The organism is Marinomonas hwangdonensis, assembly GCF_003721245.1.
GTDB lineage: Bacteria > Pseudomonadota > Gammaproteobacteria > Pseudomonadales > Marinomonadaceae > Marinomonas > Marinomonas hwangdonensis.
The window spans coordinates 495331-508696 of the sequence record NZ_RIZG01000001.1 but is presented as its reverse complement, the minus strand read 5'-3'; the positions used below and the strand labels follow the sequence as shown (position 1 = coordinate 508696).

16 protein-coding genes and 3 tRNA genes are annotated in these 13366 nt (G+C 43.0%); 5 read left to right on the top strand and 14 right to left on the bottom strand.

Features of this window, described 5'->3' with window-relative positions:
- Window positions 1-157 precede the first annotated feature (157 nt).
- Window positions 158-589, top strand: coding sequence for a tellurite resistance TerB family protein (locus EBI00_RS02340; protein ID WP_123094301.1), 432 nt, complete (start codon window positions 158-160; stop codon window positions 587-589).
- Between the two features lie 7 nt (window positions 590-596).
- On the opposite strand, the gene EBI00_RS15945 is transcribed toward EBI00_RS02340, so the two are convergent.
- Entirely contained in the window at window positions 597-734 is a 138-nt protein-coding gene (locus tag EBI00_RS15945; protein WP_158600728.1) for a hypothetical protein, read from the bottom strand.
- A 24-nt stretch (window positions 735-758) separates the two neighbouring features.
- On the opposite strand from EBI00_RS15945, the gene EBI00_RS02335 reads away from it, so the two are divergent.
- From EBI00_RS02335 to EBI00_RS02320, 4 genes are read left to right on the top strand one after another with little or no spacing between them, the layout of a single operon-like run.
- Window positions 759-1004, top strand: a complete 246-nt coding sequence (locus EBI00_RS02335; protein WP_123094300.1) for a hypothetical protein — start codon at window positions 759-761, stop codon at window positions 1002-1004.
- Window positions 1001-1639 carry an ASCH domain-containing protein gene (locus EBI00_RS02330; RefSeq protein ID WP_123094299.1) on the top strand — a complete coding sequence of 213 codons (639 nt, stop codon included), beginning with the start codon at window positions 1001-1003 and terminating at the stop codon, window positions 1637-1639. Before EBI00_RS02335 ends, EBI00_RS02330 begins: the two co-directional genes overlap by 4 nt.
- A 2-nt stretch (window positions 1640-1641) precedes the next feature.
- Entirely contained in the window at window positions 1642-3255 is a 1614-nt protein-coding gene (locus EBI00_RS02325) for a DNA cytosine methyltransferase (protein ID WP_123094298.1), read from the top strand.
- Window positions 3256-3272: 17 nt separating this feature from the next.
- On the top strand, window positions 3273-3563 hold the full coding sequence (locus EBI00_RS02320) for a helix-turn-helix transcriptional regulator (protein ID WP_123094297.1): 291 nt from the start codon (window positions 3273-3275) through the stop codon (window positions 3561-3563).
- Window positions 3564-3657: 94 nt separating this feature from the next.
- On the opposite strand, the gene EBI00_RS02315 is transcribed toward EBI00_RS02320, so the two are convergent.
- The 13 genes from EBI00_RS02315 to EBI00_RS02255 form a co-directional block, all read right to left on the bottom strand.
- Window positions 3658-5199, bottom strand: a complete 1542-nt coding sequence (locus tag EBI00_RS02315; RefSeq protein ID WP_123094296.1) for an anti-phage dCTP deaminase — start codon at window positions 5197-5199, stop codon at window positions 3658-3660.
- A gap of 106 nt (window positions 5200-5305) precedes the next feature.
- Window positions 5306-5530 carry a hypothetical protein gene (locus EBI00_RS02310; protein WP_123094295.1) on the bottom strand — a complete coding sequence of 75 codons (225 nt, stop codon included), beginning with the start codon at window positions 5528-5530 and terminating at the stop codon, window positions 5306-5308.
- 53 nt (window positions 5531-5583) lie between these two features.
- Window positions 5584-6084 (bottom strand): ImmA/IrrE family metallo-endopeptidase, encoded by a 501-nt coding sequence (locus EBI00_RS02305; RefSeq protein WP_123094294.1) that lies wholly within the window; start codon window positions 6082-6084, stop codon window positions 5584-5586.
- Window positions 6085-6093: 9 nt separating this feature from the next.
- Entirely contained in the window at window positions 6094-6636 is a 543-nt protein-coding gene (locus EBI00_RS02300; protein ID WP_123094293.1) for a hypothetical protein, read from the bottom strand.
- A 309-nt stretch (window positions 6637-6945) separates the two neighbouring features.
- Window positions 6946-7965: a tyrosine-type recombinase/integrase gene (locus EBI00_RS02295; RefSeq protein WP_158600727.1), complete on the bottom strand. Its 1020-nt coding sequence runs from the start codon at window positions 7963-7965 to the stop codon at window positions 6946-6948.
- Window positions 7966-8139: 174 nt separating this feature from the next.
- Window positions 8140-8226, bottom strand: a tRNA-Leu gene (locus EBI00_RS02290).
- 9 nt (window positions 8227-8235) lie between these two features.
- Window positions 8236-8309: transfer RNA gene (locus tag EBI00_RS02285), tRNA-Cys, on the bottom strand.
- Between the two features lie 34 nt (window positions 8310-8343).
- Window positions 8344-8418 (bottom strand) — tRNA-Gly (locus EBI00_RS02280).
- 115 nt (window positions 8419-8533) lie between these two features.
- Window positions 8534-9091: a CDP-diacylglycerol--glycerol-3-phosphate 3-phosphatidyltransferase gene (gene pgsA, locus EBI00_RS02275; RefSeq protein WP_123094291.1), complete on the bottom strand. Its 558-nt coding sequence runs from the start codon at window positions 9089-9091 to the stop codon at window positions 8534-8536.
- Between the two features lie 21 nt (window positions 9092-9112).
- The gene (gene uvrC, locus EBI00_RS02270) at window positions 9113-10936 is read right to left on the bottom strand and encodes an excinuclease ABC subunit UvrC (protein ID WP_123094290.1); all 1824 of its coding nucleotides are present in this window, start codon (window positions 10934-10936) and stop codon (window positions 9113-9115) included.
- A 19-nt stretch (window positions 10937-10955) separates the two neighbouring features.
- A complete protein-coding gene (locus EBI00_RS02265; RefSeq protein ID WP_123094289.1) occupies window positions 10956-11597 on the bottom strand; it encodes a response regulator in 642 nt (213 codons plus the stop codon).
- A 118-nt stretch (window positions 11598-11715) separates the two neighbouring features.
- Window positions 11716-12465, bottom strand: a complete 750-nt coding sequence (locus EBI00_RS02260) for a replication protein P (protein WP_241556928.1) — start codon at window positions 12463-12465, stop codon at window positions 11716-11718.
- Window positions 12431-13258, bottom strand: a complete 828-nt coding sequence (locus tag EBI00_RS02255; RefSeq protein ID WP_123094288.1) for a DnaT-like ssDNA-binding domain-containing protein — start codon at window positions 13256-13258, stop codon at window positions 12431-12433. Before EBI00_RS02255 ends, EBI00_RS02260 begins: the two co-directional genes overlap by 35 nt.
- Window positions 13259-13366 lie beyond the last annotated feature (108 nt).

Here is a 13366-nt window from a genome sequence, read left to right as displayed (position 1 = left end):
ACGTGCAAAACCGCTACAGCTGCTACGCAAAGTGGGCTGATAGCACAATCGAATCCAAGTACACCATACGTGGTGGGTGCCTAATCAAGCACAACGATAACTGGATACCTTCCGAAGTCTACCGAGTTAATTAACCAAAACCTTAAAGGAAAATATCATGCTTAAATTTTTCAAGAAAAAAACTGCTGCCGCAAAAGTAACGCTTCACAAGGTAGAAAACCGCGACCTGATGGAAGCTATTGTTGCAGGTGCGATTCTAGTTGCTTATGCCGATGGAGATTGCTCTCCCGACGAACTCTTAAAACTTCAGGACATTATCGAGAGTAACGACAACCTGAAACACTTCGGCTCTGACATTGGCTCAACTATCGACAAATACAGCGCTATGTACGAAAGCGGCAAACGCATTGCCAAAATGAAGTTAATGAAAGAGCTTGCCGATGTATCGGCCGACGAAGAACAGAAAATCGAAGCATTCATTATCGCCATTGAAATTGCTGATGCAGATGGTGAGATTGATGAGAAAGAAATTGCTGTATTAAAAGAAATAGGCAAACAGTTTGGTCTCAACCCAGACAGCTATATCTAAATAACCTCTAGCCCACCAACACACCGGTGGGCTCTTTGATTTGCAGCCAGTAGGTGGTGCCACACCTAGCTTGGCACAGCGCCCATAAGTAGCTTGGGTTTGGCTGCAATTCAAAGCGCCCATTAGCGCCCTCTTCATTTCTCAAACCAACTTGCCAAAGGTAAACAAAATGACTCTTAAACTAGCAAATGAGGCGCTTAATGCCGCCTTTCGTTTGTCGAATTACACACCAGAAAGCAAAAACTTTCATGACGTATACGGTGATGCTGTAGAAGCCGAAATAAAGCTTATTTATGCAGCAATAGAAAACGGCATGAGCCAAGAAGATAGTATTCGTGCGAATGAAACTATCAAGCGACTTATGAGCCAAGGTAGTCGTTACTCATACCGTACAGCATTGGAGCAAGCAGCATGAAAGAGCTCCCTATTCTATTCAACACCGACATGGTGAAAGCCATCCTAGATGGCCGCAAAACCCAGACGCGTCGACCTATAAAACTACAACCTAAAGTTGATGGAAGAAATGTGTCTTGGGATGGAAAGTTGTTCGGTAAAGAAACAACTTTCACAGAAACAATAGAAAAATACTTAAGCAAATGCTGCCCTTTTGGAAAGCCAGGCGACCGATTATGGGTACGTGAAGCTTTCGGGAAACACATACGAAATGTTGGCGGCACCCCTCATGAATCCGTTGTATACAAAGCAACAGATCCAAGAATACCAAGCTGCTATGACTGCAATGGAAACGAGCTCCCAATGCAGTGGATCGAGCCACATAAAATGCCTCACTGGACTTGCCGCTTATTTCTGGAAGTCACCAATATACGCATTGAGCGAGTCCAAGATATAACTGAAGAAGACGCCTGGGCAGAAGGTTGCGAAGGGTACGACGATGACGTTACTGGAGGGCAGTCAGGCTATAGCGAATTCATGAATTTGTGGGATTCGATTTACGCAGAAAGCGAAGAAAAAAGCGTTATAGCCAACCCTTGGGTATGGGTAATTGAATTCAAAATTGCTGAACTGAAGACAGCCAAACAGGGAGAATAATCATGCATTTTTTCAACGCCCAACACGGCCAATTAGATTTACACCTACCTCAAGAGCTTATCGTAGACAATTTCGCAGGCGGTGGCGGTGCTTCTACTGGCCTAGAAATGGCATTAGGCCGCCCTGTTGATATCGCAATCAACCATGATGAAATTGCGATCAAGACACACGCGGAAAACCATCCGGACACGATTCATTATTGTGAATCTGTTTGGGATATTAACCCTGCAAAAGTGTGCAAAGGTCGCCCTGTCGCGGTCGCTTGGTTTAGCCCTGACTGTAAACACTTTTCAAAAGCGAAAGGCGGCAAGCCGGTTGATAAAAACATTCGTGGCTTGGCATGGGTTGCTGTTCGGTGGGCGGCAACTGTTAGACCTAAAATCATCATGCTAGAAAACGTCGAAGAATTTAAAACGTGGGGACCAGTAAAAGACGGTGAACCTCTGTTAAATCAAAAAGGAGAAAGCCAAAAAGGCAAGACCTTTAAAAATTTTGTCAGGGAATTAATTAAGCTTGGTTACAAAGTTGAATGGAACGAGCTACGCGCAAGTGATTATGGCGTACCGACAACTAGGAAGCGTTTCTTTCTAATTGCCCGTTGTGATGGCCAGCCAATCGCATGGATAACACCAACACACGGCGACCCGAAATCATTAAAAGTGCAAGCTGGAAAGTTAAATGGCAAGTTGAAGCCTTGGATGACTGCTGCAGACATTATCGATTGGTCACTGCCATGTCCTAGTATTTTTGACCGCAAGCGCCCTCTTGCTGAGAACACATTAAAGCGCATCGCCAAGGGCTTGCAGCGCTTTGTGATTGAATCTGACAAGCCATTCGTGGTGCCGTCATTTATTACAGAGCATGCCAACGCCAGTAATCAGCGCAACATGCCAATAGACGAGCCGGTGCGCACTATTTGCGCCCAAGTAAAAGGCGGTCATTTTGCTTTAGTTCATGCAAAGTTATCTCCATTTATTGTTGGTGCTGGCGGACCAGAATATGCAGGAAAGCCAAAATCTGCAAACGTTCCACTTAACACGATCACTACACAAAATCATTCACAAGTCGTTACTGCGTTTTTAGCCAAGCACTATGGCGGCAATTACACAGGATCAGGAATCAATATGCATTCACCGACAGACACAGTTACAACCGTCGATCATCATGCACTTGTAACAAGTCATTTAATTAAAATGCGCAACAACAATTACGGATCGCCCGTTTCTGATCCGGTACCAACAATAACGGCTGGCGGCAACCATATTGGCGAGGTTCGCGCATTTCTTGTTAAGTATTATGGTACGGGCGAAGGTTGCTCCCTTGATGAACCATTGCACACAGTAACAACAAAAGACCGTTTCGGCCTTGTCACGATTCACGGTGAAGACTACCAGATCGTTGATATTGGAATGCGTATGTTGTCACCAAGAGAGCTTTACCGCGCCCAAGGCTTTCCAGATTCGTACATTATTGACCAGTTAAGCGATGGTACAAAGCTTTCTAAAGCTGCCCAAGTGCGAATGTGCGGGAACTCTGTTTGCCCACTACTTGCCGCTGCGCTAGTTAAAGCAAACACACACACAGCACAAACCACAAAACAAACCAAAGCAGCATAAAGCCATAGGAGAATAAGATGAATTCAGATATTAATAAAATTGAAGCTTCTCTTGCTGAAAAGATCGAGCTGCTAATACAAACCCTAAGCAAACCCAAAGTAGCAGACAACAAAACCCTATGGGGGGCCGACGAATGCGCTGCTTACCTTGGGTTATCAAAGAAAAAATTCATGGGTGACGTTGCCTGCAAGCGTACCTTCCCACAAGCAAGAAACGTAGGTGGCTCAGAGAACCGCACCAACTGGCGTTGGGTCGCCAGCGACGTAATGTCCTGGGCACTGGCTCAAAAAATCACCACCAAGCATTGAAGTAATCAGCAGCCACAAAAAACCGCCAGCAATTGAATTGTTCAACTATTGGCGGCCACTTCTATGAGACAGTTTTATCTTAAATATTTAAAGCTTATAACTGTTGGAAAGTTTCATTTAGATCATATATCGTTTTGAGCTCATAATGAAAGTAACCATCCATAAGCTGAGAGTCAACATGGCCACTCCCTCTAGCATCACTGGCGATTAATTCTCCGTCATTGTTTTTACGCTTACCAGCAGAAAAAAACTTTGAGTATCTAAAAGGAGAAACACCTGTAAAATTTTCGAAAAAAACTTTATTACCCTTAGAAGCTATTGATGAATTATCATCCAATTTAGGTTCTTTGTGTTCAATAGCATCAGAATGCAAATCAAGGGCTAAGCTTTTTTCATATGGTTCGATATAAACAACCCTTTTTATACCTGCAGCAACAATATGTCTCGCACAAACATGGCACGGATAAGTAGTAGTATAAAGAATTTTATCAACAGAACTTAATGAAGAGTTCCGAGCTAAGCTTGTTATTGCATCCATTTCAGCATGTACAGCCCTAGAGTATTCAATAAGTGATTTAGCTTTGCTTTCTTTCATGATCTTATTAGAGATTAATTCAGATAATTCTTGAACATCTTTATCAATTTCACTTCGCAAGGAGGTTTCTACAATCTTTCTAATTTCACTTTCTAGAACAGATTTATGAAAATCATTACTACATCTTTTTTCTTCATAATTATAGCAGCGTAGATCCTTATTACCATCAGAATATAAACCACCATGAGCTTTAGGCACATCATTTCTACCAGTAGAAACAATCCCACCTTCATCATCTAAAATTGCAGCTCCAACTTGACGTGACATACAAGCTGATTCTAAAGATGCAGAATAGGCAGCATACATTCCTTTCTCATCAACTGTCGGTGTGATTACATTAGATCCATGCACTAACTTTAAAAAGCGCTTAACACTTAACTCAATCATATTTGCTTCACTAGAGTTATTAATGAAATAATCAGATTTTTGAATTGTTTTCTCTAGTTGCTGACCTGTTGAAGCACTCTCTTTTCTATCTCTTTCTAATAATGCAACAATATCCGGAAGATTTAATTGTTCACGAGTAAGTTCTTTTATTCTTTGTTTTTCACCTTTCAAAACACCTACAAGATAAAAAATATTTCCATAAGCTTGTTTTAAATACTTAACCTCTTGGTCATTTTTAAGCTGATTAATTATATAAGCTCTGCGAGTCCCTGTTTTAATTGTGTCTTTTTCAACATTTCCACTAACAACTCTTGATTTGCTTATCTTCGAAATTGCAATACGAGCTAATATGTCAGAACCAAATTCCCGACGCATTTCATTGCCTTTGTCCTGAAGCTCAGTATACCTTTGAACTCCTGATAACAACCCTAACTTATAATACTCACGAATAACATCACTTAGACCGATTTCAACAACTTCATACTCATATGCTTCTAGAGTTTCCTTAAGTTTACTATTAATAGCTTTTAAACCCGCTCCAACCGTACCACATAAACCGATTACTAACTCTTGAGACTGCCTTTTAGATATTGACTCAAATGTAGATTCATTTTCTTTAAAAGCTAAAGATATTTTTTCGGCAGGTAGAGACATTAGCCATCACTCCATTAAGGTTATATCAAAAAATTTAAATCATATTAGACATGACAAAAAACGCCACATGAGAAGTGGCGTTTATAAGATTACATATAGATGGGCGTTACCAAGTCAACTTCTGAGCCGAGTTCAATAATTGAGCTATAGCCTTTTCATTTTCATTTTTTATTGAATAAAATCTGAAATTTACAACATTATTTTGATTTTTTTCATATCTGGTAAACTCTGAAGATGCACTAATATTAGCACTCGAACTATCACCAAATAAAGGCAGGATGTTTGATTTAGTTTGTAAATCTAGATTATTAAAGTTTTTATCAGCATCCATTGCAAACTCCATTTAATTTAAATAATAAGAAATTTTATTTAGTTATATTAAAACTAATTAATAAGACGAAAAGTCTTCAAGCGAATATTCATAGCAGTTGTAGAAACTTCAAAATAACTTGCTAGCTCAGAGATTTTATAACTCACGCTCCCGGTTAAATTGTTATATTTCTCTATAACTTGATCTTTAGGCAGCAATAAAGCTGCTGCAAAACGATTAGCTTCAACTTCATGTGAATCTTTGATATTACTATTTTTATTTTCACAATCTGAAGTACGATACGCAATACTATCTGTAATTCCTGTTCCCATAAGATGACGATGTAAAATAAAGTGTCCTATCTCATGCGCAATAGTAAAACGCTGGCGGTACTCTCCATGTTTTTTATTTACAGTTATCTCAAATTTGTTCTCTTCTTTTCGCTCTATCTTACCAGACATGTTTTCTGGCAATCGTTTTCTAGATAGCTTTATACCTAAATCAGAACATAATTGATCTAAGTCTACAGGTTGGCTAAGCATTGCCTCATTCACGATCTCAAAGCTATTTTTCATAATGCCCTCCTAAACTCCCTCACCCGGCCCGGGTGCAATATCATCATCATCATCTTCATCGTCATTTGCAGCTTGCAAACTATGTTGAAAAAGTTCTGCATAATCATCAAACAATACAGGAACAGAAGCTTCCATATACGATGCGACCTGACCATCCAGTTTTGATGTTAACCCTTCTTTGTAACTTTCAAAGCACTCTTCGGTCGTTTTTTTCGCAATATATTCAGCCCTATCTTTTAAGTGCATAAAACCAAAAATACCTAATATTGCAAATACAACACTAATAGCTGTCATTGCTAACGACGCCATATCCATTCTACCTAGCTGCGCTGCTATGCTCACAGCATCAGCATGCACATGTGTCGCTATTGGCGAGGATGTCATAATCTCAATCCCTTTTTCATCAACCGTCTCAGCAATTGCTTTGCTAACAACGGAAATAGGTACTGGTACCCAATTGGCACCACCATGATGAATGAACCAAAAACCGGCAATAACTAATGTAAAAATAGTCCAAAACCAATGAACTAATTTAAAGGTTTTTTTAACCACTGCTCGCTTCCCTACCACTACATATAGTGCCAGCGCTTTGAAAAAACACTACATATAGTATTTTTAGTACCTTTATTAACGAAAACAACCGCTCTAAGGCGGCTATTTTGATCTCATAAAACGATTATATTATTGATTGAAGTCTAATCTGCCAAGACAAACAAAGACAAACTTCGAATGAAATCAGTTTACCCTTAACCGTCACATTGGGAAAGAAAAACTAACATTTAAAGAAGCTATTTGACCTATTCTGAGAGCTTAAAGAACTCTTAGTCATTGTCTTTATTACTGTTTATATGGAAAAACACATCAGTCTAACATTAACGCTATATCACCCATATCTGGTGCATAGTACACCCTTTGTAAGATTCTTAGGTCTGTATGACCTGATATCTTGGCCAAATTGAGCACGTCAACTTTGGCGGCTAGTCGCGTTAGTGCTTCACGTCTTAGGTCGTGAAAGTGTAGATCGTCTATTAGGCACTTGTTACGAATCTTCCTGAAATTCACATCAAGGGAATCTGACTTTAGGTTAAAGGCTTTTTGCTTGCAATCATCCAGTGTCTTGAGTTTTTCCAACACCTTCACCGCTGTGGTAGATAACGGGACAGTTCGAGGGTTACCGTTTTTTGTTTTAGGTAAGTGAACTGTACGCCTTTCAAAGTTCACGTCTTCCCAAGTAATGCCGCAAATCTCACCAGCTCGCATAGCGGTTTCAATAGCAAAGACTATGGCCGCACCAATTCGCTCGCTTTTTGACTCTGGCGGTACGTCTATGTTGTATTGCGTGGCGATCATTAGTTGTTCAAATTCACCTGGCTGTAGCCTTCTCGTCCTTGCCTCAGGCTCTTTAGGGCGCTTAACCCTAGTCATTGGGTTTTCTCTTAACCATCCCCATTCCTTCGCACACTGGCTACAAATAGCGGAAAGAACGGTCCACTCACGCAGCACAGTGCCAACAGCCACTTTTTGTAGGCGTCGGTCTCGCCATTCGGCAAAGTGTTTAGATTGGAGGTCTTGGAGGGAAATAAAACAAAGTGGGTCTGCTGGTTCGTCAGCACTTTTGCCCAACCAACGCTCAATTCTTCGGATTTCGAATTTCTGGCCACGTTTGGTCACACTGACGGTATCACGGTAGCGTTCTAGTGCTTCACTGAAAGGACGATCTGGAATATCAGAGGAAGTGCTTTCTTTTGCTTCGCGCTCTAGATCAGACGCCCACGCTTGAGCTTCACGCTTTGTAGAAAAACCACGCTTCGTCTTACGCTTACCTTTCACACTCACTTGAGCGCGCCATGAACCATCATCTGTTTTAAAAATAGACGCCACTGAATATTCTCCGGTGCAATGTACGGTGCAGTTTCGGTGCAGAATTTCGGAAAAGATAGCACAGAACAGAAAAAGTTCACAATTTGAGGTAAGGCAAGGAAAAGGCTGTAAGCTAGATATCTAGAGGGTTTGAGCAAGATAGGAAAGTTTGGGCATAAAAAAAGGCACCATAAATGGTGCCCGGGACCGGAATCGAACCGGTACGCTCGTTAAAGCGCAAGATTTTAAGTCTTGTGTGTCTACCAATTTCACCACCCGGGCATATCTGACTGGAGGCCGGAGTCGGAATCGAACCGGCGTACACGGAGTTGCAGTCCGCTGCATGACCACTCTGCCATCCGGCCTAAACGTCATCAGATATTTAGTACATCTTTTGGATGGAGCGGGAAACGAGGCTCGAACTCGCGACCCCAACCTTGGCAAGGTTGTGCTCTACCACTGAGCTATTCCCGCGTCTCAAAAGACGGTGCCTATTCTATGTATTTGAGCTTTCACGTCAAGGAAAAAAACCAAATAAATAACTAACTTAGGCATTTTTTTTCATTCTGTTGGGTTTTTGTACAATTCTTTATTCATTCGATTGTTTTGCCGTCAATTCAGGCCACGCGGCTTTCAAGTAAATGTACATGGACCAAAGCGTCAACAGCGCAGCGGCAATCAATACCGCCTCACCAATGTGCGCTTCCAGCGTGCCGGGGCGACTGCCCAGTAGAATAAAAATCGCCAACATCTGCATCGTGGTTTTTAATTTACCAATATAAGACACCGCCACACTGGCTCGCTTGCCCATTTCAGCCATCCACTCACGTAACGCAGAAATCACGATCTCGCGTCCCACAATCACTGCACTGGCCAAAGTGAGCAGAGGGTTAGAGTAACTTGCCACTAGCAAGACCAAAGCAATAGACACCATCAGCTTGTCCGCTACTGGGTCAAAAAAAGCCCCAAACGCCGTCATTTGATTTAATTTTCTGGCCAAGAAGCCGTCCAGCCAATCGGTAATCGCCGCCAAAGCAAAAATAATCGCACAGGTATAAAAGCGCCCTTCCCAAGGCAAATAATAAATAACTACCAGTATGGGAATCATAAAGATTCGTACGGAAGTTAATAGGTTTGGTATGTTCATTCTATTCCCAATGACGTTTGATTAACTTTTATGAAGGTGAAGATAAATTTCTTCGGCTTTTTTGGCACTAATGCCTTTCACTTTTGCGATGTTTTCTTGGCTGGCGGATAACAGCTCCTGATAACCACCAAACGCCGTCAGCAGCTCTTTGCGACGACTTGGACCAATCCCTGGAATGTCTTCCAATACAGAGTGACGACGCTTTTTATCCCGTCTGCGACGATGGCTTTTTATCGCAAACCTATGTGCTTCATCACGAATATGTTGAATCAAGTGCAGCGCAGCAGAATCGGGCGGCAAAACCACTTCGTCTTCTTTAGAGCCTATGTATAGAGTTTCAAGCCCCGGTTTTCGCGTATCGCCTTTGGCGACCCCCAATAAAAAGATGTTCACTAACCCCAGCTCTTTGAGCACAGCCTCGGCTTGCGTTAACTGTCCTTTGCCACCATCAATCAGTAATACGTCAGGGGCATCAAGCTCACCGCTTTTCACCCGTTTGTAACGGCGAGTAATGGCTTGCTTCATTGCACCGTAATCATCGCCCGCTTCCACGCCCTCAATATTAAAAGAACGATAGCGTTTTTTATCCGGCCCATCCGGTCCAAAAACGACACAAGACGCCACTGTAGCTTCCCCACTGGAATGACTGATATCAAAACATTCCATGTGCGACGGCGGATTCGCAAACCCTAATAGCTTCTGCAGAGCCGTCACACGGCTAAAATGATTGCGCTTATCCATTAGCCGAGCTTGCAAGCCCTGCTCTGCGTTTAACTTGGCTAAATCCAACCAACGCGCCCTTTGCCCTCGGACACGACTCAGCACTTCTACCTTTTTCTGTGTGGTTGTTAAAATAGCATCAACTAAAGCATCCGCATCGTCTAATTCGTGGCTTATGATAATCGCCTTCGGTAGCTCTTGAATACCTCCAAAGTAAAATTGCGCAATAAACGTCGACAGTAATTCGCCTTCCGACAGTTCAATGGGCATTTTCGGATAGTGACTCTTGCTGCCCACTATTTTGCCGTGGCGCACCATCATCACATGAATGCACAAACCGCCTGGCTGAATAATGGCCGCCAACACATCGGCTTCGCCCGTTTGACCATACACATGCTGCTGTTCTTGAATATGCTTAAGCTGCACTATCTGGTCGCGCAATTCGGCGGCACGCTCAAATTCCATGTCTTTGGCAGCGGCGGTCATTTGTGTGGCAATTTCTTCGGTTAACTCTTGATTTTTACCTTGCAAAAACATTCGCGCGTGACGCACATCCAGTTCGTAAGACGCATCACTAATCAGGCCAACACATGGCCCAGAGCAGCGTTTAATTTGATACTGCAAACAGGGTCTAGAACGATTGCTGTAAGTACTGTCTTCGCACTGACGCACTTTAAACACTTTTTGCATGGTAATTAAGCTGTCTTTTACCGCCGATCCGCTCGGAAAAGGGCCATATAAAGTGCCTTTGTCTGTTTTACCACCGCGACGAAATAACAAAGCGGGATGATGATGGTTAGACAAGAGTATGTAAGGGTAAGACTTATCGTCTCTTAGCAGAATATTGTACGGTGGCCGATGCTGCTTAATCAGAGTTTGCTCAAGCAGCAAGGCTTCGGTTTCACTTTTCGTCACGGCAATTTCAATCGACTGGATGCGACTCACCAACGCCATGGTCTTTGTGGTTAATCCTGTAGTACGAAAATAACTCGCCACACGATTTTTTAAATTTTTGGCTTTCCCCACATACAGTAACTCCCCCTTAACGTCGTACATACGGTACACGCCAGGACGGGACGTAAGGTTGCTAACAAAATGCTTGGGATCAAACTCTAAATGACTCAATCGTACCTCGTTTTTCTACTCAACCCATACCAAGCACATTGTAACGCACAGCTAAGCGAATAAGCTCTACATCACTGTCAATATTGAGTTTGGAAAAGATACGAGTACGGTAAGTGCTGACAGTTTTAGGGCTAACATTTAAATGCTCAGCGATTTCTGTGGATTTTTTGCAGTCAACGATCATTTGCGCCACCTGCAACTCCCTATCAGACAACTGGCCTAACGGAGAACCATCACCATCAATAATAAACTTTGAAAGCGCCATTTTTTGAGCAATACTTTTGGATATGTAATGCTCGCCTTTTGAGACAACTTGAATAGCTTCTAACAGTTCAGATGCGGTGGTGCCCTTGGTCAAATACCCAGAAGCGCCAGCTTCTAAAAGCTTAACCGGATATAGGTTATCGTCTAACGCTGAAAGAGCAATGATTTTGATTCTGGGTAAAAGACGTTTAATTTCTTTCGTGGCACCAAGGCCACCAATACCTGGCATGTGCACATCCATTAAAACAATATCAGGTTGAAGCTTCTTAGACTGCAGTATGGCTTCTTCACCACAATGCACCACCCCCACAACCTCAACCCCTTCTACATCCTGTAGTACGCGACTAATCCCGTAACTCACCACATCGTGGTCGTCTACAATCAATACCTTTAACATAACAGCCCCAACAATCTTTTCTACATCGTATCGATTCCTTAAGTGGCGAAAGGAATCTCGCTTTCGGCCTCCTGCCTAATGACATTCATGTTACCCAACAGAGCACAAAAAACCACGATTATTCTGGTAACTTTTCGTGATAACCTAATTCCGCTAATTTTTTTTGACTAATTTCTCGGTACCGAGCTCGCACGCCTGTACCCGTTGTTTTTTGAGTGTAATACAAAAGCGGCATGATTTGCGCTTCCTCAAGGGACACGACCTTTGCAATATGCGTCGCCAACGCCGAGACACTCAAGGTTTGTTTGTTTTCAATCATCACCACTTTTGGGATCACCAAACGCTCACCCGCGATCACCCTGTCTACCACGTCAATAAAACTGCGTTCAAACAGGGGCCAGGTGATACGCTCTTCTTCAGATTTAAGCTTATACCAACCCACCTGAGAGGCGGCGAAGAACACGGCCGGATGATGCCATTTATATGTCAAAGGATCGGTTCGACAGGCACACGCTTCGAGGTAGGCCGTGCGAGGATCAGGCAGGCCGTAAGCTTTGTAAGCGGTGTTGATTAACTTTAAAAATTCCGAAATAGTCGGCGGCCAAGCGTGCACTTCTTTCGTACGCTCAACCGCATAAGCCAATAAAGGCTCTTGAAACCCTTTTAGCGCAATCGCCCACTCACGCTTAGCCAGTTTAACTTCGTCCGAGGTACTGTAAGCCGACGCAAACTTGTGAGTATAAATCGCCTTGAAACGCGCAAACAACATGTTGACCAAGATACGCGTTTGTTGTTCTGCCTGAGTCGGGCCAGCATCACGCTCTTGGTGGTACTCACCAGTCTGTGTCGTGGATGTTGCTGAGGGCATCGCTAACTTGTTCTTTAGAGGTTCTACTAAATTTTGAACTGCTTGTGGTTCCTTCATATGAAGACCGATCCGATTGTTTGTATTGCCACTGGCGTTTTACGTATTTAAAAAATTCACTGTTCCACGTTCTCACATTTTTACGCTGCTCTTTGATTCTAAGCAAGAACTCTGTTTGCAGCGACAAGGCAAATTCACGAGCAATACCCGCCTGCACTATTTGCTCTAACGTAGCCTCTTCAGGTTGCCACTGATCAGGTTGTCGGGCTCGCTCTTTTTGCTCTAAATATAAATCAAAATCTGTCACGCCGCGACGATCATTCACCACAGGAGGGGAAGAAGGTGTCGCATACTGTCTTGCTGCGACTTTCGGTGGATATCCTTTCGACTGAGGGGTGAACTCCGCCTGATTGTCCCGTGACGCGGCACTGTGCAGGCGATCCATCTTGCTCATCAAGGCGTCGCTTTTATCTTCAACAGGTGCCGCAGGGGGTGACATTGGCGCCGATTTCTCAGGGGTAGCCAAAGGCGATGAAGACAGCTGTATATTGACAAGATCATCCTGTCGCTGAAAGTTTAACAACTGACTAATTTGCAAATTCGTCAGTAAACGCATCAACATCGGCATGGTCCAGAATGGCAACTGCACACCCAGCTGGCTCATTTTTACCAGCAAAACCTGAGTGTTAGCAAGATAAGCCTGTTGCTTTAAAAACGTCAACAACACGGTTTCTTCTAAGCCAATCTGAGCCGCCAGTGAAAATGATATCGGTAATGAATAGTCGTTATCCAACATAAGCCTCGCTTTACAAATTTAGTGCGCCAGTCTAACAAAAGGCCGCTTTATAAGCACCCTGTGTGACACCTTACCAAGGCGCGTTTACTACCCTAAACGCCTATTTTC

Coding starts and splice junctions, on each gene's coding strand:
- EBI00_RS02340 (WP_123094301.1), top strand. CDS start 158: ATGCTTAAATTTTTCAAGAAAAAAACTGCTGCCGCAAAAGTAACGCTT.
- EBI00_RS02335 (WP_123094300.1), top strand. CDS start 759: ATGACTCTTAAACTAGCAAATGAGGCGCTTAATGCCGCCTTTCGTTTG.
- EBI00_RS02330 (WP_123094299.1), top strand. CDS start 1,001: ATGAAAGAGCTCCCTATTCTATTCAACACCGACATGGTGAAAGCCATC.
- EBI00_RS02325 (WP_123094298.1), top strand. CDS start 1,642: ATGCATTTTTTCAACGCCCAACACGGCCAATTAGATTTACACCTACCT.
- EBI00_RS02320 (WP_123094297.1), top strand. CDS start 3,273: ATGAATTCAGATATTAATAAAATTGAAGCTTCTCTTGCTGAAAAGATC.
- EBI00_RS02315 (WP_123094296.1), bottom strand. CDS start 5,199: ATGTCTCTACCTGCCGAAAAAATATCTTTAGCTTTTAAAGAAAATGAA.
- EBI00_RS02310 (WP_123094295.1), bottom strand. CDS start 5,530: ATGGATGCTGATAAAAACTTTAATAATCTAGATTTACAAACTAAATCA.
- EBI00_RS02305 (WP_123094294.1), bottom strand. CDS start 6,084: ATGAAAAATAGCTTTGAGATCGTGAATGAGGCAATGCTTAGCCAACCT.
- pgsA (WP_123094291.1), bottom strand. CDS start 9,091: ATGAACATACCAAACCTATTAACTTCCGTACGAATCTTTATGATTCCC.
- EBI00_RS02265 (WP_123094289.1), bottom strand. CDS start 11,597: ATGTTAAAGGTATTGATTGTAGACGACCACGATGTGGTGAGTTACGGG.
- EBI00_RS02260 (WP_241556928.1), bottom strand. CDS start 12,465: ATGCCCTCAGCAACATCCACGACACAGACTGGTGAGTACCACCAAGAG.
- EBI00_RS02255 (WP_123094288.1), bottom strand. CDS start 13,258: ATGTTGGATAACGACTATTCATTACCGATATCATTTTCACTGGCGGCT.